The sequence below is a fragment of the Candidatus Methylomirabilota bacterium genome (assembly GCA_028870115.1).
Classification (GTDB): Bacteria; Methylomirabilota; Methylomirabilia; order Methylomirabilales; family Methylomirabilaceae; genus Methylomirabilis.
Genome location: JAGWQH010000039.1, coordinates 1 through 18165 on the forward strand (window position 1 = coordinate 1; position 18165 = coordinate 18165).

General features: G+C 58.7%; 17 protein-coding genes and 1 pseudogene. 9 read left to right on the forward strand and 9 right to left on the reverse strand.

Annotation, left to right across the window (positions count from 1 at the left end; all coding sequences use genetic code 11):
* On the forward strand, nucleotides 1–120 hold a 120-nt coding region (locus tag KGL31_04030; GenBank protein MDE2321071.1), incomplete at its 5' end, for an IS110 family transposase.
* 47 nt (nucleotides 121–167) lie between these two features.
* Here KGL31_04030 and KGL31_04035 read toward each other — a convergent pair.
* Both KGL31_04035 and dnaK read right to left on the reverse strand, forming a co-directional pair.
* The gene (locus tag KGL31_04035) at nucleotides 168–620 is read right to left on the reverse strand and encodes an Hsp20/alpha crystallin family protein (GenBank protein ID MDE2321072.1); all 453 of its coding nucleotides are present in this window, start codon (nucleotides 618–620) and stop codon (nucleotides 168–170) included.
* 23 nt (nucleotides 621–643) lie between these two features.
* Complete coding sequence (gene dnaK / locus KGL31_04040) at nucleotides 644–2563, reverse strand: molecular chaperone DnaK (GenBank protein MDE2321073.1); 1920 nt, start codon at nucleotides 2561–2563, stop codon at nucleotides 644–646.
* A 283-nt stretch (nucleotides 2564–2846) separates the two neighbouring features.
* On the opposite strand from dnaK, the gene KGL31_04045 reads away from it, so the two are divergent.
* Nucleotides 2847–3182 carry a divalent-cation tolerance protein CutA gene (locus tag KGL31_04045; GenBank protein ID MDE2321074.1) on the forward strand — a complete coding sequence of 112 codons (336 nt, stop codon included), beginning with the start codon at nucleotides 2847–2849 and terminating at the stop codon, nucleotides 3180–3182.
* Nucleotides 3183–3264: 82 nt separating this feature from the next.
* On the opposite strand, the gene KGL31_04050 is transcribed toward KGL31_04045, so the two are convergent.
* The 6 genes from KGL31_04050 to KGL31_04075 form a co-directional block, all read right to left on the reverse strand.
* On the reverse strand, nucleotides 3265–4254 hold the full coding sequence (locus tag KGL31_04050) for a cation transporter (GenBank protein MDE2321075.1): 990 nt from the start codon (nucleotides 4252–4254) through the stop codon (nucleotides 3265–3267).
* Nucleotides 4211–5071, reverse strand: coding sequence for a DUF4115 domain-containing protein (locus tag KGL31_04055; GenBank protein MDE2321076.1), 861 nt, complete (start codon nucleotides 5069–5071; stop codon nucleotides 4211–4213). Before KGL31_04055 ends, KGL31_04050 begins: the two co-directional genes overlap by 44 nt.
* Nucleotides 5072–5190: 119 nt before the next feature.
* Complete coding sequence (locus KGL31_04060; GenBank protein MDE2321077.1) at nucleotides 5191–5787, reverse strand: hypothetical protein; 597 nt, start codon at nucleotides 5785–5787, stop codon at nucleotides 5191–5193.
* Complete coding sequence (locus KGL31_04065) at nucleotides 5784–8759, reverse strand: ATP-dependent helicase (protein ID MDE2321078.1); 2976 nt, start codon at nucleotides 8757–8759, stop codon at nucleotides 5784–5786. Before KGL31_04065 ends, KGL31_04060 begins: the two co-directional genes overlap by 4 nt.
* 6 nt (nucleotides 8760–8765) lie before the next feature.
* Entirely contained in the window at nucleotides 8766–9176 is a 411-nt protein-coding gene (locus KGL31_04070) for a type II toxin-antitoxin system VapC family toxin (protein ID MDE2321079.1), read from the reverse strand.
* Nucleotides 9169–9480 carry a hypothetical protein gene (locus KGL31_04075; GenBank protein MDE2321080.1) on the reverse strand — a complete coding sequence of 104 codons (312 nt, stop codon included), beginning with the start codon at nucleotides 9478–9480 and terminating at the stop codon, nucleotides 9169–9171. The genes KGL31_04070 and KGL31_04075 overlap by 8 nt, the downstream gene beginning before the upstream one ends.
* Before the next feature lie 212 nt (nucleotides 9481–9692).
* On the opposite strand from KGL31_04075, the gene KGL31_04080 reads away from it, so the two are divergent.
* Both KGL31_04080 and KGL31_04085 read left to right on the forward strand, forming a co-directional pair.
* Entirely contained in the window at nucleotides 9693–9941 is a 249-nt protein-coding gene (locus tag KGL31_04080) for a hypothetical protein (GenBank protein MDE2321081.1), read from the forward strand.
* Nucleotides 9942–10199: 258 nt separating this feature from the next.
* Nucleotides 10200–10478 (forward strand): hypothetical protein, encoded by a 279-nt coding sequence (locus tag KGL31_04085; protein ID MDE2321082.1) that lies wholly within the window; start codon nucleotides 10200–10202, stop codon nucleotides 10476–10478.
* A gap of 398 nt (nucleotides 10479–10876) precedes the next feature.
* Here KGL31_04085 and KGL31_04090 read toward each other — a convergent pair.
* Nucleotides 10877–11203: pseudogene (locus tag KGL31_04090) on the reverse strand (DUF4372 domain-containing protein).
* A 154-nt stretch (nucleotides 11204–11357) separates the two neighbouring features.
* On the opposite strand from KGL31_04090, the gene KGL31_04095 reads away from it, so the two are divergent.
* From KGL31_04095 to KGL31_04115, 5 genes are all read left to right on the forward strand, one after another.
* Nucleotides 11358–11876 carry a hypothetical protein gene (locus KGL31_04095; GenBank protein ID MDE2321083.1) on the forward strand — a complete coding sequence of 173 codons (519 nt, stop codon included), beginning with the start codon at nucleotides 11358–11360 and terminating at the stop codon, nucleotides 11874–11876.
* Nucleotides 11877–12061: 185 nt separating this feature from the next.
* Nucleotides 12062–14293 (forward strand): 1,4-alpha-glucan branching protein GlgB, encoded by a 2232-nt coding sequence (gene glgB / locus KGL31_04100; protein MDE2321084.1) that lies wholly within the window; start codon nucleotides 12062–12064, stop codon nucleotides 14291–14293.
* 48 nt (nucleotides 14294–14341) lie between these two features.
* A complete protein-coding gene (locus KGL31_04105) occupies nucleotides 14342–16462 on the forward strand; it encodes a DUF1926 domain-containing protein (protein ID MDE2321085.1) in 2121 nt (706 codons plus the stop codon).
* Nucleotides 16462–17334: a mechanosensitive ion channel family protein gene (locus KGL31_04110; protein ID MDE2321086.1), complete on the forward strand. Its 873-nt coding sequence runs from the start codon at nucleotides 16462–16464 to the stop codon at nucleotides 17332–17334. Before KGL31_04105 ends, KGL31_04110 begins: the two co-directional genes overlap by 1 nt.
* A gap of 121 nt (nucleotides 17335–17455) precedes the next feature.
* On the forward strand, nucleotides 17456–18073 hold the full coding sequence (locus KGL31_04115; GenBank protein MDE2321087.1) for a tetratricopeptide repeat protein: 618 nt from the start codon (nucleotides 17456–17458) through the stop codon (nucleotides 18071–18073).
* Nucleotides 18074–18165 lie beyond the last annotated feature (92 nt).

Below are 18165 nucleotides of genomic sequence, written 5' to 3' on the forward strand. Positions count from 1 at the left end.
GCAGCCGGGAAAGCGAAGAAGGTCGCCTTGACCGCCTGTATGCGGAAGCTGCTGACCATTCTGAATGCGATGCTCAAACATCAGACCCCGTGGACCATAAATATTGCGCGTAGCTCTTGACAACCAAGACAGTTGCTATCTACCCTGTAGTTACCTTTCACGCCCTATTACTTCACGTCGATTTTCACTTGCTTGGGTTTAGCCTCTTCCGCTTTCGGCATGGTGACTTCCAGCACGCCGTCCTTGAACACTGCCTTGATCTTGTCCTGCTGGACGACGGTGGGCAGGTTGAAGGCGCGCTGAAACGCCCCGTATGAGCGTTCGATCCTGAGGTAATTTTCCTCTTTGACCTCACGCTCGAACTTCCGCTCGCCTTTCAGCGTCAGGGTATTGTCCCGCACTTGGATGTCAATGTGGTCCCGGCTCACCCCGGGCAGCTCCGCCTTCATGACGATACTGTCAGGGGTCTCGAAGATATCCACGGCGGGCGACCACATGGAGGTCGTGAGCCCCTCCTCATCATCCGTACGGGTCCGGGACAGCGCCTGATCGAACAGGCGATTCATCCGTTCCTGAAGCGTCATGACGTCGCGGAATGGATCCCATCGAACGATCGCCATCTGCGTCACCTCCCTTCCTGCTGTCATTTCTTATCGCTTTTACCGCCAAGGTCCTCGAACTCGGCATCGACCACCCCGCCTTCCGGTGCTCCCTGGGATGGCTCACTCTGAGCCTGTCCACCAGGGGCAGTCTGCTGCTTGCTCTGAGCCTGCTGATAGAGCAGCTCAGCAAGTCGGTGGGAGGCTTTGGTCAACTGATCAAGCGCCTCGCGTTGCTTTCCCACCTCTTCGCCCTTCAGGGCATCCTTGGCCGCGTTGATGGCGGTTTCCAGCGTGCCCAACTCGGAGATCGGGAGTTTTTCGCGATTCTCGCTCAGCATCTTCTCTGTCTGGTAGCACAGACTGTCGAGCTGGTTCCGGACCTCGATCTCCTCGCGCCGCTTCTTATCTTCCTCGGCGCACCGGTCGGACTCTTTGACCATTCGCTCGATCTCATCTTTGGTGAGTCCGGAGCTGGCAGTGATTGTAATCTTCTGCTCCTTGCTGGTGGCAAGGTCCTTGGCGGCAACGTTGAGGATTCCATTAGCGTCGATGTCGAAGGCTACCTCGATTTGCGGAATGCCGCGCGGCGCCGGCGGGATCCCCACCAGGTGGAAACGACCCAGCGTCCGGCTGTCCCTGGCCAGTTGCCGCTCCCCCTGCAGGACATGGATCTCTACGCTGGTCTGGCTATCGGCCGCCGTCGTGAAGAGTTCGCTCTTACGGGTCGGGATGGTGGTGTTCCGCTCGATCAGCCGAGTCATGACCCCGCCCAAGGTCTCAATTCCGAGGGAAAGCGGCGTCACATCCAGGAGGACCACGTCTTTGACGTCGCCCACCAACACGCCGGCCTGAATAGCTGCGCCGACCGCGACCACCTCATCGGGATTGACCCCCTTATGCGGCTCCTTCTCAAAGAGCTCCCGCACAAGTTGCTGGACCTTCGGCATTCGGGTCTGGCCGCCAACAAGCACGACCTCATCGATGTCGCGAGGATCGAGACCGGCGTCCTTTAGGGCCTGCCGGCAGGGCCCGACGGACCGTTGGATCAGGTCCTCGACCAATTGCTCGAGCTTCGCCCTCGTGAGCTTGATGCTCAGGTGCTTCGGGCCGGAGGCGTCGGCCGTGATGAATGGAAGGTTGATCTCGGTCTCCAGCACCGTGCTCAGCTCACATTTGGCCTTTTCCCCAGCCTCTTTCAGCCGCTGAAGCGCCATTCGGTCCTTCCGCAGGTCGATCCCCTGGTCCTTTTTGAACTCTTCCACCAGCCACGAGATGATCCGCTCATCGAAGTCGTCGCCTCCCAGGTGGGTATCGCCGTTGGTGGATTTGACTTCAAAGACGCCTTCGCCCAACTCGAGGATCGAAATGTCGAATGTCCCGCCCCCCAAGTCGTAAACGGCGATCTTTTCGTCCTTTTTCTTGTCCAGGCCGTAGGCCAGCGACGCCGCCGTCGGCTCATTCACGATTCGAAGCACCTCGAGGCCGGCGATCTTGCCGGCGTCCTTGGTGGCCTGGCGCTGCGAGTCGTTAAAATAGGCGGGAACCGTGATCACCGCCTGCGTGATCTTCTCCCCGAGATAGGCCTCGGCATCCGTCTTCATCTTCTGGAGGATCATGGCGGAGATCTCCGGTGGAGAATAGCCCTTCCCTCTTACCTCAACCCAGGCATCGCCATTACCGGCTCGAGCTACCTTGTACGGCACCAGCTTGATTTCCTGGCTAACCTCATCATGGCGGCGACCCATGAAGCGTTTGATTGAAAAGATCGTATTTTCGGGATTGGTGGTTGCCTGCCGCTTGGCGACCTGACCTACCAGTCGCTCCCCCTCTTTCGAGAATGCCACAACCGACGGGGTCAATCGACCGCCCTCGGCATTGGGGACAACTACCGGATCTCCAGCCTCCATAATGGCCATTACTGAATTGGTGGTTCCGAGGTCGATACCGAGAACTTTTGGCACTTCTTGTCCTCCTGATAAGAAATTGTTATTGCCAATTTAACAAAGATTAAATTTACTTCTCACTATTCTCGCAACGATTCTCATCTCACACGGCAAGTTATAACATTAGTCCATCGCTGTCAAGTATTATTGAAAGAATTATTTTAGATATGTACCGACCTTTTCTGAGCCGGCCTAGTTGGAAAACTCCTTGACTCACCGTACCGCATGAGTTAGTGTTGCGATAATCTATTGAATATTAAGGCGGAATGATCGGGATACGTTCTCAGCCGGAGGAAGGGAAATGGAGTCGACACCTACCCATATTGTCGTCCTCATTACAGCAAGCTCCAGGCAGGAGGCTGAGGTGATTGGCAAGGCGCTGGTCGAATCGCGGCTGGCAGCCTGTGTCAACATTTCGGCTGGGGTGTACTCTCTCTTTTGGTGGCAGGGGGCGGTCGAACGTCAAGAGGAGGTACTCATGTTGGTAAAAAGCCGACGCGATCTCCTCTCTTCGATCATTGAGATTGTAAAAGGGTTGCACTCCTACTCTGTGCCGGAAGTGGTCGCGCTACCCATTCTCGCCGGGTCCGCCGACTACCTTGCTTGGGTGGACGAGTCGTTACAGCAAACGCCCTGATGCCGGCCGGCAGATGGCCCGTCACAACGACGGAATCTCCTTCATGGGCTGATACCCTTCCAAAAAAGTGAGCGAACCTGCCTTAACGGGACTGAAGAACGTTTGCAGGTTCCTTCGAATTAAGGGCACAGGTCTGCTCAAGCGTACACGCCTCGGCTTCAAGTTGGAAGGTGGTGTGAGCAATGCCAAAGCGCTCCTTCAGCATATGGCTGATCCGGTCGAGCAGCCGATTGCCCTGGCTGGTCTGGAGATCAGCCACCTGGACGTGGCAACTCATGGCATAGACATGAGAGCTGAGGCTCCAGACATGCAGGTCATGCACATCCTTGACCTCCGGGAAGCTACGTACAGCTCGTAAGAGGCGATCCATCTGGATCCCGCGCGGAACGCCCTCCATCAACACATTCACTGTCTCTGCCACGATATCCCAGCAGCCGGCCAGAACCAACAGCCCGATTACACAACTCAGGAGCGGATCAATCAGGCTCCAGCCGCTGAACAGTATGATAACCCCAGCCGCCACAACGCCAAGCGACACGAACCCGTCGCTCAGCAGGTGCAGAAAGGCGCTTCGGATGTTGAGATCCCGGGTCCCTCGCCGAAGCGACAGGGCGACCCCCATATTTATCAGAAATCCGATTCCTGCTACCGCCATCATGACGGGTGCCTGCGGCACAACCGGGGATCCCAGCCGATTGATGGCCACATAGAACAGCCACAGGGTGATGCCGATCAGCGAGATCCCATTGCCGAGGGCGGCCAGGATACTGGCCCGATGATAGCCGAAGGTCTTTCGTTCGTTGGCTGGACGCTCCACCTGCCGAAGCGCAATCCATGAAATGGCCAGTCCGATGACGTCGCTAAAGTTATGCCACGCATCGCCTACGAGGGCGAGACTCCCAGCAGTCAGGCCTGCTACCAACTCGGCCAGGGCAAACAAGAGATTCAGGACGATCCCGATCTTCAAACGCCGACTGACGAAATCTCCACTATCGTGGGCGATGCCTGGATTCGTCCCGATCCCCACCTTACTGCCCCGCGATAGGCGATCCGCCGTCCCCAGGTAGGACAAGGTTCCTGATCACCCGACCCCGCTCCCCCTTCAACGAAATCGGCCTGCCATTCAGCGAAAGCGCCACCCCTTCGGAGTTACCGATGGTGACCACAAATCCATTGTTCGCCAACCACTGTGAAGTCTCGCCCGGATACAACAAGACCCCTCTTCGAGGCGCCCCGTCCGCCGAAACCCCAAGCCAGGTCGTCTGTTTCGCCTCAGCCTTTAGCGCATAGCGGGAAGGCGGGCTCTCAGGCGCCCTTACCGGAGGGCCAGTGGGTGGGCTGGCCGGGCTCACCCCTTCTGGCTGCCCCGAGCCCATAGCGGTAGCGTGGGGACCCGGTGGTGTTGCGGTGCCGGCCTCCGGGGTTGGTACGGCCGTCTGCTGAGACTCTAGCGGCGGCACTGGCGATCGCCCGGAGAGGAGCGAGAGTCCGATGAAGATCAGGGGGATCGCAACGGCGGCGGGCACCAAGTAGACGAGTAGGCGACGGAGATCGATCTGCGAGCCTATTCCTATTGATGATATCGGATGCGACAGCCCGCTCACCCTGGCCGCGTTCACCTGCTCCTTCAACTGCGCCAAGAGCTGCTTGGGATCAAGGCCAAGAAAGGCGGCGTATTCCGTCAGAAATCGAGTGAGGTATAGAGAATCTGGAACAAGGTGGAACTGCTCCTGCTCCATCAGGCGAACGAAGGAGAGGGGAACCTTGCTGCCGGCCGCAGCCGCTTCGATTGTGAGGCCCTTTGCCGTCCTGGCTCCCTGCAGGAGCGGACCAATCGTGCTCGTCGCGTCACCTGTGCTGCCGTCCATATCACCCTCTGCTCGAGCCACCCAGTCTCCCTTCCACCGATGATCGAAGTGCGCTCCATCGTGCGGGGCTCAACGCTCGATCCATTTATCGATAAATGTACGCTACCATAGTAGAACATGAGAGGCAAGCGGATGGCGAGCTATCGATGCTCCCCATTACCGTTCAGGTCGGCAATCCGCGTCAGCGCCTCATGCCATGACCCGATTCGACGCACGTTGTCAGGAAGCGGACCCTGATTCCACGGGTGGTCGAACAGCAGGACCGGGATGGTCGTGTCCGCTACGGCGAGGGCCACTGCAAGCTCATCCTCGATGAAAAGACCGAGCGCCAATCCTGATGCGACATCCGTTTTGTGGCGTTCCACCGGGTCGCGCGTCCTGTGCACGACCGCCTCGAAGTAAGACCGTACGCCCACGCGCGTCAGCCAGTCCATCGTGATCCGCTCGTCTCGCGGAGTCCGGCCGGTGATGATGTACAGATCATGGCCGACGCCGGCTAACGCTTCCACCGCCTCCTTGGCGCCGGGAAAGAGGGGACGGGATGAGAAGAAGCCGTCCTCGATCAGTTCCGTAAAAAAGTCATCGGCTTCCTGCCGTGGGATATGGGGAAACCGGTCGGCGATTCGCCAGGCCGCGTCCGCAAGCTCGACCTCGACACCGAAGCGTTCATTAAAGGCCTGCAGGTAATGCGGCAGTGAATCAGCCAGAACATCATCGAGATCGATACCGATCCTCATCCCTGGCGCTCCCCGATCCATACGGTAGCGGGACAGATGGTCCTGAAGGCGCAGAAGCTGCAGATCCACTGACCCGGCGTCGCCTGAAAGAGGCCTGTCCGGATCCCGGTTGCAGCCTCCCGAACCCGCTGGGCCGCCTGCTCGAGATCTTTTTCCTTTTTGACCGCCTGCCCAATGATCACACCGCCAGGGGTCAGAAAGTGCAGCTCTACCCGGTCCGGCACCCGGCCGGCGGACTCCCGGTAGGCCAGCGCATACAGGGAGAGTTGCTGGCTCTCCCGCGCCTCTTTATCTGCGGCTTTCTGGTCCCGGACCGACGACGACTTATAATCGATGATCACCAACTCCCCTTCGCGCTCGTCCACACGATCCAAAAAACCGGTGACGATATCGTTGCCGACCTCAAACCGGAACCGTTTCTCGACAGCCGTCGGCGGTTGCCTTACCCCGGCAAAGGCATGGAATCGGGTGAGGGCGTCTCTGCCCTCCTGTAGCCGCGCCTCTTCATGCTCCCGGGAGATGAAGCCCTCATTGACCCAGTGGGCTTCGAAGGTTTCGATCAGGTTTTCAAGCGATATCGTCTGCTCCTGAAGCCGGCGATTATTATATGCCTGAACAGCCCGATGCAGTGCAGCGCCATAGACGATCGTATGCTCCCTGAGCACCGGTACCCGCAGGATATGGACGTATTTGTATTTCAGGGGGCAGGTCAGGTAGTCATCGATCTGGTAGTGGGAGAGGTTGAGTGGCGCGTCGGCGCGGCCCACGGGGTCGATGTCGATCTGGGGAGGCGGCGCGCCTCGACCGATGGCCGCCTCGGGCGTCCCTCGCCAGGGGCGCTCCTCATCCTCTTTCGGCAGCGCCAGTGTTTCCGCCAGAAACCGGCTACGTTTCCACTCCCGCTTGGTCCCGTAATCCTTCGCCCGCGTAAGAAAAAGGTATCGCTTGGCGCGGGTTATCCCGACGTAGAACAGGCGTCGTTCCTCTTGTAGATGAAAGTCGCCGGACGGCAGCGTTTCCTTGATCAGCTCATCGGGGAGCTGGATCGCATCCTTCCGATCGACCGAGGGGAACCGCTTCTCGACCAAGCCCGCGAGAAACACCGCCTCAAACTCGAGCCCCTTGGCCTTGTGGAGCGTGAGGACGGCAACCGTTCCTTCCACTGGTTCTGCTTCGGCGACAGGCGGGTCTTGTCCTGCCTCGATCAGCATCGTCAGATACGGAACGAAACCGGCTACGCGGTCCTGGGGCGCCGCCTCCCCAAACCGCTGAACCAGTCCGAAGAATGCGGCCAGATTCCCGACCTGTTGATGATCGCGGGGAGAGTTGGATTGAAGCAGTCGCTTGGCGTAGCCCGGTTGGTCCATCAGAAACTCATACAGAATGCGGCCGGTTACTTCTCTGGCTGCTTTGCCGAGATAGCGGTACAGGTCGTCCAAGAGGGCTGTAGCGGCCGCGATCCCCTCAGACGAAACACCGGACAGCTCGGGTAGAGCGTCTGGTTGTCTTGTCAGATCGAGCAGTACCTCATAGAGGCTGCGATGCTTCCGATGCGCGTGGGCGTTACAGAGGGTCAGATCCGCCGCCGGTATCCCATAAATATCGGAGCCGGCCAGATGAAAGAGGCTGAGGGAATCGTGAGGGTCGGCCAGCAGCCGGAGAAATGAGATCGCCAGCCGTATCTCCTCGCGGTCGTACAGGCCCCTGGCGCCGCTGAAATTCCACGGAATCCCCTTCATGTTCAGCGCCCGCAGGAACGGGTCGGCATCGCTGTTTCTTCGAACCAGAATGGCGATGCTGCTGAGCGCGCACGCGTTCGCCTCGACCAGCTCGTTGATCTTCCCGGCTATCCAGTCGGCCTCCTCCTGATAGGTCTGAAAGACCATGCTCTCGACAGCCGGGCCATCATCGTTGCAGGGCTTGAGGCGCTTGTCTACACCTTCCTGATACTCCAGGCGATCCGGATTGTTGTGCTGGATCAGACGGTATGCGGTGTCAAGAATACCAGGTGTCGAGCGATAGTTCTCCACAAGGACAACCGTCTCCGTCTCCGGAAACTCCCGGCGGAAGCCGAGGATGTTACTGATTGAAGCCCCTCGAAACTTGAAGATCGACTGGTCGTCATCTCCCACCACCGTTATATTCCGATGAAAGGCCGCCAGGAGCTTCACGATCTGAAACTGGGCATAGTTGGTGTCCTGGAACTCATCGACCAGGATGTACCGGAACCGTTGCTGCAACTGTTGGAGCGCGAGCGGGTGCTTCCGAAGCAGGTTGAGTGTCTGCGTCATCAGGTCGCCAAAATCCAACTTCCCCTCCCGGGCCATCAATTCCTGATACTGCCGGTAGGTCCCGGCGATCTCCGTCTCACGGGTCGCTTGCTCGGCCAGCGCCGTATCATCGGGAGAAGCCGCCGCTCGACTCGCCAGCTCCACTGCGTAACTCGCGTACTGCTCGGGACCGACATCCTCATCCTTGGCCCGACTGAACAGTTTCAGCAGGGCCTGAACATGCCGCAGCGGGTTGCCAAGCGGCCGGAAATAGTCGAGGGGGAGTTCGAACAGATGCTCCTGAAAGAAGATGACCTGCTCCGCCTCTGTGAGTAGGCGGAAGTCCGGGCTCAATCCGATCTCCAACGCGTGCTCCCGGAGCACGCGGTCTCCAAAGGCGTGAAAGGTAGAGATCCAGGTATCGGTAAACCCGTACGGGACCAGCAGGTCCACGCGCCGCTCCATCTCCGCTGCCGCCTTCTCGGTAAAGGTCAGGGCGAGGATCTGTTCCGGCCGGGCTTGCTTGCTGTTGATCAGGTGGGCGATTCGACGGGCGATGACCGTGGTCTTCCCCGTCCCGGCGCCGGCAATGACGAGCAGCGGGCCGTCGCCGTGCGTGACCGCCGCCTGCTGAGCCGCGTTCAGGCCCTCCAGACCTGGCGCCCCGGTATCCAACGTTGTCATCGTCGGTGGCTGTGCCATCTGCTGTCAGCTCCTGCGAGGTTTTCCCGTCGGAGCCGAAAGAGGGTACAAGGTAAGATCAGGTACTGAGAAATGCTCCGCATTGTATGTCACAACCACCAGGCGATAGGCCTTGGCTGTGGCGGCAACGATAAGATCCGGCAGATCAACCATTTTTCCTCTGGCCCGTAATGCTCGATAATATTCCGCCGCCTGATCCGCAATCTCTGCCGTGACCGGGTAGTCGGTCAGAGAGTCCAAAAACGCTTCCGTGACTTGCTGTTCTGACGGACGCATGCCAGCCTTGATCTCAAAGCGCGTGATCACAGAACACCCGGGAAGCCCCTCCAACTGGAACTTCCTGATCAGTTCTGCGGTCGCCTTGTCCCCTCGCAGGAACCAAATAATGACATCGGCATCAAGGAGCGCCTCAGCCATGCAGATGCTCCATCCGGCGACCCGTCTCTGCCCTGAGCTGCGCAAGCCACCGGTGCACCTCTTTCAAGGTAGAAAGCTCCGGGTGGCCTTCATCGCTCCAGGCCCCGGCCGCTTTTTCCATGGCTTGTTCCAGACGCTGTCGCCTCAGCTCCTTTCGAGTCGCCTCCACGATAAACTCGCTCCGTTTCCGTCGTGAGACCACCTGATCCACTTCTCTGAGGAGGTCCCGCGGAAATACGACCTGCATCTTCATCTTCTGCATCCCTTCCTCCCCCATCTCACGAGTCTCCCCAGACATCGTCATCCGATAGCGCTCCGGCTGAACAGCCAGGTCGCGAAACCCCCGCAAGAAGAACATACAGGAAGAAGGAGATGGTGTCAACACTGTAAGCATGACAATATAGCCAGTATTGTATCTCCTCAAAGGGTGCCCAACTGGCCTTCCTGGCGGCCCTTGCGTTCTCCATCGGTTTAGCCTTTGCTACAGCGAAGATAATCACCGGTGAGGTGGTCTGGGTGGAACCCTCTGCGGAGATCCTGGTGATCAATGCTCACGGAAAGGAGATAACTTTCCGGGTGGCGGAGAAGGCTGGAAGGTTGGTTGGGTACCTGTTCACCGGATTCCTGGAAGAGCAGGAAACGACTTTCGGTGACGCAGAGAACGCTGCACGGGCACTGGCTAATGTGAAACCAGGCGACAAGGTGACAGTGAATTACACCGAGACTAACGGAAATCTTTACGCTCAGTCCTTCGTGACGGACTGAGCCGACGTGAAATGGGTATAAAGAGGCGGCTCTCGCCCCGAGGGCCGCCTCTTCTTCTTTTCTCAGCCGTCCGAAATTCCTTTGGTCCGGACAGACGGCACTCGACGTATGAGACCGCCATGGCATATTATAATATTTAATAGAGGGGATGTGGGATAACTGAAGTTGATCACACTGAGCGGTGAGCCTCCAGAAGTGGGCACAGAGTTTGCGACTCATACTCAATATGAAGGGAGGTGACCTTCCATGCGGAGACAAATGGCAGTAGCCCTTGTCGCCATCCTGGCAGTTGTGTCCTTTACTGGAGTGGCGTTTGCTACGCATTTGATCACCGGCGAGGTAGTCTCGGCAAACCCATCCACGAAGACGCTAGTGATAAATGCTCAGGGGCATGAGATAACGTTCAGCGTGATGGAGAGCGCTGTACATGCCATGGCTGACCTTAAGCCAGGCGCCAAGGTAGCGGTCGTTTTCAGCGAAGGTGACGGGAAGCTACCAGTGTGCCACCATGTGTTCCTCTGGCCGACTGGAGGGTAACAGTCAGTTACACTGGGGCCGACGGGAAGCTTACCGCTCAGTCCGCCACAAAGGGTTGAGTCGACACAAAACTGGCGAAAAAGGTGGCTGTCGTTACGAGAGTTGCCTTTTTTCCCTTTTATGAATGATGACACTGATTACGCAAAGACAAAGCCTTGTTGGGGGATCGGCTGTTCGGGCTGACGCAGGGTCCCCAAGGGATCATGCACCCAACTCCACAGGTCCCGGCTTGAAGAAGAGCTCGATCTGCCAGCTGTCTTTATGGATGGCGGCGACCCCGTCGGTAATGACACCAAAGGCGGGCAAATACCCGTCATGGTCGAGCACCAGGTGTAGCTTGATCGCTCCTTTCGTGCGACGGAATTTGGCCCAGTCGAAGAGGGATACACAGAGATCGATCACGGTGGAATCCATGCTGACCAGCCGATTCTTGAATCGGAACCGCTTGCCGAACGGCCCCGTCGCACGACAGCGCTCCAGGAGACAGAAGAAGAGTTGCTGGAAGAGCTCCCAGGGCCGGTGTGCATTGGCATAGGCGAGGGAGGAACGCTTCGGCGCCACGATCCCCAGATGGACGAGCTTGCCCTCGCACCCTCGCAGGTCTGCAGGCCCTGGCAGATTTCTCGCAGGGAATGGGCGCGGCCGAGTTGGCAGAAGAGCATGGCGACGAACTGGCCCCAACTGCTAAAGCCCTTGGCATGCCGCTCGGCCCCCGTTGCGCGGACTAATTATTCGAACTCGACTCGCGGAAAGAGTTGCAGGATTTGGCTGAACATGCTACAGACCTTCATGGTTGAGTCCTCCTTGGTTGGGGGTGACTGTTTGGGTGAACATGTACCCCCTATGGTACCTTGGAGGACGCAGCCTTCGAAACCTATTTTGGACAAGACTGGAGCGTCCACCTACTCTCTCAAGCCGCTCTTTCGCGACGAGCAGCGAAAGGTCTTCAACCTCATCCTGGAATCGACCATGGCCGAGGTCGAGACCGTCTATCACCAGCTCTACGAGCACCATGCCCCGCTGATGCATTTTCGGAGTACGCTCGGCATCCCGTTGCCCAAGGTCTTCCATGCGGCTGCAGAGGTTGTTCTGAACACTGATCTCCGCCGGGGCTTCCAGGAAGAGGCGCCTGATCGCGGCCGCATCCAAGCCCTGTTAGAGGATGCCAGGATGTGGCGAGTCGAGCTTGACATCTTCGGTCTCTGGTATACGCTCAAGCAGACGATTCAGCGGCTGGCCGAGGGGTTTCGGGTACAGCCTGCCGAGACCCCCCTTCTCCAGCGGCTCGAGGCAATGGTGGCTCTGACGCACGCTCTGCCCTTCGAGGTGGATCTGTGGGAGGCCCAGAACGTCTATTATGAACTGCTCCAGTGGGGTCTATCCCGCGCTTCGCGATAAGCGCGACCAGGGCGACTCTGAGGTCCAGGAATGGGTGAGCCATTTCGTCTCCCTCGGCGAGACGCTCGGGATCGTGGTCGATTAGTGGAGAAGAGGCAACAGGACGGGCGACAGCGATTGAACTGAAGGTAAGGATGGTGTTATCTTTGGGACCACGATGTGCAAGATTGTCGGAGAGTTCATAAATGCCGTCTACTCTTACTGCTGAGACGATCGAGGCGATTGTCCAGGGTGAGCATGGCGATTCGTTCGCCGTGCTGGGCCCGCATGAGGTACATGTCGCCTCAGAGCCGTGCGTCGCCGTGCGCGCCTTCCTCCCGGATGCCCGGGAGGCGACGGTCGTTCATGCTGATGGTGTGAGCGAGGACCGGCCCATGGAGCTGGCGCACCCGGATGGTCTCTTCGAGGTTATCGTTCCGACGCGGGACGGCCTCTTTCCGTATCGACTGCGTGTCGTAGACCGGCAGGGAGAAGGGTGCGAGATCGAGGACCCTTACCGTTTTCCCTCGACCTTGAGCGACTATGACCTATACCTGATGGGTGAGGGCAGCCATTTCAGAAACTATGAAAAGTTGGGGGCCCACCTGATGACCCTGGGTGGTGTGCCCGGGGTGTGCTTTGCGGTCTGGGCCCCCAATGCCAAAAGAGTCAGCGTCGTCGGAGACTTCAATCGCTGGGACGGCCGGCGTCATCCGATGCGACACCATCCCGGAAACGGCATATGGGATCTCTTCATCCCGGGTCTCACAGAGGGCGCGCTGTACAAATTCGAGATCAAGTCGCAATCCGGCGAGCCGCTCGCCCTCAAAGCCGACCCATTCGCCTTTGCCTTCGAGCCATCACCCCGAACCGCCTCGCGTGTGTTCAACATTGATGCCTACCGGTGGGGGGATGCATCGTGGATGGAAGCGCGAGAGCATTACAACGGGCTTGAGCGACCGGTAGCGATCTACGAGGTACATCTGGGCTCCTGGATGCGGCCGCGTGAGGAGGGGAAAGATTTTCTCACGTATCGGGAGCTGGCGCACCAGCTTGCCGATTACCTGACCGAGATGGGATACACCCACGTCGAACTGCTCCCGATCACGGAGCACCCATTTTACGGCTCGTGGGGGTACCAAACTATCGGCTACTTCGCGCCAACCTGCCGATATGGAACGCCGGCAGATTTCATGTACTTCGTCGATCATTTGCACCAGTGCGGGATTGGCGTAATCCTTGACTGGGTCCCATCCCATTTTCCCCGCGACCCGCATGGGTTGGTTTACTTCGACGGGACCTACCTTTATGAGCATGAAGATCCCCGCAGGGGTGAACATCGCGAGTGGGGTACGCTCATCTTCAATTACGGCCGAAAGGAAGTGGACAACTTCCTGCTGAGCAATGCGCTCTTCTGGCTTGAACGCTATCATCTGGATGGTCTGCGGGTGGATGCGGTCGCCTCGATGCTCTATCTGGACTACTCCCGCAAGCCTGGCGAGTGGATCCCCAACATCCATGGCGGCAACGAGAATCTGGAGGCGGTCGCCTTCCTCAGGCGCCTCAATGAACTGATCTACGAGCACCATCCCGGCGTGATGACGATTGCGGAGGAATCGACCGCATGGCCCCAAGTCTCGCGCCCGACCTACATGGGCGGACTTGGCTTCGGGTTGAAGTGGAACATGGGGTGGATGCATGACATGCTCGGGTATATGGCACTCGATCCGATTCATCGAAGCTATCACCATAACAACCTGACCTTCGGTCTGCTCTATGCCTTCAGCGAAAACTTTATCCTGCCCCTTTCCCACGATGAGGTGGTGCATGGGAAAGGCTCACTGCTTGGAAAGATGTCGGGCGATATCTGGCAGAAGTTCGCGAACCTGCGCGGCTTCTATGTCTATATGTATGGGCAACCGGGGAAGAAGCTTCTGTTCATGGGAGGAGAGTTCGGCCAATGGCGCGAGTGGAATCACGACCAGGGCTTGGACTGGCATCTCCTCACGGAAGGTCCCCATCACAAAGGGGTACAGAGGCTCGTACAGGACCTGAATCGGCTTTACCGGGCGCAACCGGCTCTGCACGAGGTCGATTTCGATCTGCGCGGATTCGAGTGGATCGACTGCCATGACTGGCAGGGGAGCATCGTCTCTTTCCTGCGGCACGCCAGGAATCCGGAAGACTTCATGATCGTGGTCTGCAACTTTACCCCCGTGCCCAGATACGGCTATCGCATCGGTGTACCGACCGGTGGCTACTATGTGGAGCTACTGAACTCGGATGCCGCGATCTACGGTGGCAGTAATCTCGGGAATGGCGGCGGCGTTACGGCAGAGCCGATCCCGGATCATGGACAGCCGTTTTCACTGCTCCTCACTCTTCCTCCATTGGCCGGGTTGATCCTCAAGCCCGCAACCACCCCGGGTCCAACATGAGAACTCTGAGGGGACGGCGATCGCCTCCCGCTTACGGAGCGTCGGAATATGGCGGATAGACCTGCTGAGCAGACTTTCGACAGCGTTCAGGACAAGCTCCGTTTTCTGTTTGTCCTGCACAACCATCAGCCTCTAGGCAATTTTGATGAAGTGATCCAGGCGCTGACGGACAGGGCCTACCGACCCCTCCTCGAGGCCATCCGCACTAGACCAGCGCTCAAATTCACCCTGCACCTGAGCGGTCCGCTGTTGCTGTGGCTGGAGCGCCGAGCCCCGGATTACATCGATCTTATCGGCGAGCTGGTCCAGCACGACCGACTGGAGCTCCTGTCGGGAGGGTTATACGAGCCGATCCTGGCCGCCATCCCGCACGAGGACCGAATCGCCCAGATCACGCTGATGAGCGAGCGTCTTCTGTCCCGTTTCGGTGTTCGATCGCGCGGCCTGTGGCTGACGGAGCGGATCTGGGACAGCGCGATCATCCCCTCCCTTGTAGAGGCGGGCGTCGCCTATGTCTTGATGGATGACCGCGCCTTTCTCACGTCGGGATTTGAGGCCGAGCGACTGCACGACTATTACCTCACCGAAGCAGAAGGTCAGTCACTCGCGGTCTTCCCGATCGATAAGACGCTCCGATACCTGATCCCGTTTCGCCAGCCGGACGAGATTAAGGCGCACCTGCGCTGGATCGCACGGATAGGCGGGCGGCTGGCCATCGCGGCTGACGATGGCGAGAAGTTTGGCGGCTGGCCTGGGACTGCACAGTGGGTCTACAGGGACGGATGGCTGAAGGGGTTTCTGGACCTGCTTGAAAGTGCAGGCGATTGGCTCGTATCGCAGACGGTGAGCGAAGCGTTGGAGGGCGTTCGTCCCGCCGGCCTATGCTACCTTCCGACCTGCTCATACGTCGAGATGGAGGAATGGTCGCTCGGACCGAATGGAGGGCGTCGGTTTGAGGAACTGAAGAGCCGCCTCGGCCCCGATGCCGATCGGTTCATGCCGCATCTGCGCGGAGGACATTGGAAGCATTTCCTGGTCCGGTATCCTGAGGCGAATCGGGCCCACAAGAAGGGTCTGGCGCTTGGCCGACTGCTCCCGGTAGGGCGCGGCGCTAAACAGGCGAAGCACGAACTCCTTGCGGCTCAATGTAACGACAGCTACTGGCATGGGATATTCGGGGGCCTGTACCTGCCCCATCTGCGACATGAGATCTGGCGACATCTGGCGCGTGCCGAGGCTTGCATCCGCCGCCGCCAGAAGTTCAAGGTGGAAGTGTCCGATCTCGATTGCGACGGGGCGCCGGAGGTCTGGGTCTCGAGTAGCCGCTTCTCGGCCCAGATTCAGCCGCACCGCGGCGGTCGGTTGGTGGAATGGACCGACTTCGCCGGAGAGATCAATCTCCTCAATACGCTCACGCGCCGCCCTGAGCTCTATCATGATGCCATCCGGCGCGCGGCCGCGCAACCCGAAGGGCAACCGCACGAGGGGGTTCCTGGGATTCACGACCTGCATCGGGCGGCGCCGGCCGATCTTGTGACTGCCCTCTGCTACGATCAATGGGAACGCGCCGCGTTCCTTGATCACTTTTTTACTGATCCCGATCCACTGTCGTCCTGGATCTCTGGCTGCCTAGACGAATGCGGCGATTTCGTCGACGGGACCTGGGATTGGCAGCAGACCTCGGCCGGCGTCGTCCTCGACCGATCTGGGAGAGTTCGGACCGACAAAGGACTTCACCATCCGCTCCTCCTACGAAAGAAGTATATCTTTACAAATGATCGGTGCCTTACCGTTCGCTATCGCATCACGAATCGGGGGGGCGATCGCCTACACATCCGCTTCGGAGTGGAACTGAACTTCTTCCTGCCGGGCCTCGCCTTCGGCCAATCGCTCATCACGCTGGGCGACCAGCGCGTCTCACTCGACAATCCAGCGTGCGCAGCCGAGGTCGAGCGCTTTACCGTGTCCACTACTCAGGAGCCAAGTCCACGGCTTCGCGTCGAACTCGACCATCCTGCAGCGCTGTACAGCCATCTGGTAGCGACCGTCTCGCAATCGGAGGATGGGTATGAACGGACAGTGCAGGGGGTGGCGGCCATGCCGACCTGGGATCTCTGCCTTGATCCTGGTGATATGTGGGAAGGTCAGGTGGAGGTAACGTTGACGTGATGAACGCGGGAGCACCTGAAGAGTTCCTCCATTGGCTGCGGACGGGCGGCGTGCGCCTGGTGATTATTATCACAGGGAGCCTGGCACTGGTTCGCCTCCTTAAGCTGGCCTCGGATCAGGTCGTCCGAGCCGTAACGGAAGAAGGGACCGACCAGGCCAGTGAGCGCGAGAAGCGCGCCCTGACGCTCGCCGGCATCGTCAAGACCGTCGGGACGACAGTGATCGTGATCATCGCCACGATGATGGGACTTCGGGAATTCGGGTTGGACATCACGCCCATCATTGCCGGCGCGGGTGTGGTGGGGCTGGCCGTCGGCTTCGGCGCGCAGAGTCTGATCAAGGATGTCATCGCCGGCTTCTTCATTATCCTCGAGGGGCAGTTTGCGGTAGGCGACGTCATTAAGACGGGCGAGATCAGCGGTTCGGTGGAGCGGCTCAGTTTGCGGGCAACCATCCTGCGAGATTTCAGCAGCGGCGCGGTACACTTTATCCCCAATAGCGAACTCAAGGTCGTCTCGAACCTGACGAAGGAGTGGTCACGGGTGGCACTAGATATCGGCGTCGCCTACGACGAGAATATTGACTGGGTCATCGAGGTGCTGCAACGGACCGGTCAGGAGCTGGCAAGGGATGAACGGATGGGCCCGCTGATCCTCGAGCCGCCGGAAGTTCTCGGCATTGAGTCGTTCGGCGAGTCTCAAGTCATCATCAAGGTGCTGGTCAAGACGCTCCCTCAGCGACAATGGGAGGTGGCTCGGGAGTTCAGAAGGCGGATTAAAGCGACCTTCGAAAAGGAGGGGATCGAGATACCCTATCCTACGCGGGTACATCTGACACGGATCGAGAGCCTGCCTCTGGAAGAGCAGCTATAAGCTGTCAGCTATTAGCCGATGGCTGTTTTTAAGCATCTTGACTCCCGCTTCAGCCCGGCGGTAGGATAATAAGATAACACTATAGTTGCTTGGCTGCTCCCGTGGGTGGGGGGAGACCCCGATGCAAGACGAGACAGTCCCGAAAACCCTTGAGGCGTATCGTAAGGCCGTTGATCTCGACCCTGAGAATGTCCAGGCGCGGTATCAGCTTGCGCTGCAGTATCTCCGGGCGAGGCGGGTGAAAGAGGCGATTGCCGAGATGCAACGGGTGATCATCCTGGATCCCAAGCATCTCGAGGCTCAGTTCCAACTCAGCCTCTGGTATTACAGGCGGTGTATGTTTCACGCCGCCATCGAAGCCGCCAAGAAGGTCTTGGCGCTGGATCCGGCCAACCCGTGGGCCTACTACCGGATGGCCAGATCCTATTTCCATCTGGGTAAGTTGGACTTGGCCATACAGAGTTTCGGCAAGGTGTTGGAAGCGGACCCCTCGCATATCATTGTACATTACCATCTTGGCATCATCTATGAACGAAAACGGCAGTGGCATGACGCAATCCGAGAATTTTCACTGGTGGTGTCCGAGAATCCTGAGGATGCCTCCTCCCACTTCCACCTGGGACTTGCCTACAAGCGGCTGGGAATGAGCGACCTGTCCATCGGCGAGTTCATGGCGGCCCTGAACCTCGACGGCGAAGACAGCGCATCGCTCGAACAGTTGCACACCCTCCAAGGGTAATCTGCGGTCATCCCTAACCCGGACTCACACGATTGGCACTCCTGAGACCATTCAGTCGGCAGTCGAGGAACTATCTAACGCTGACTCGGGAA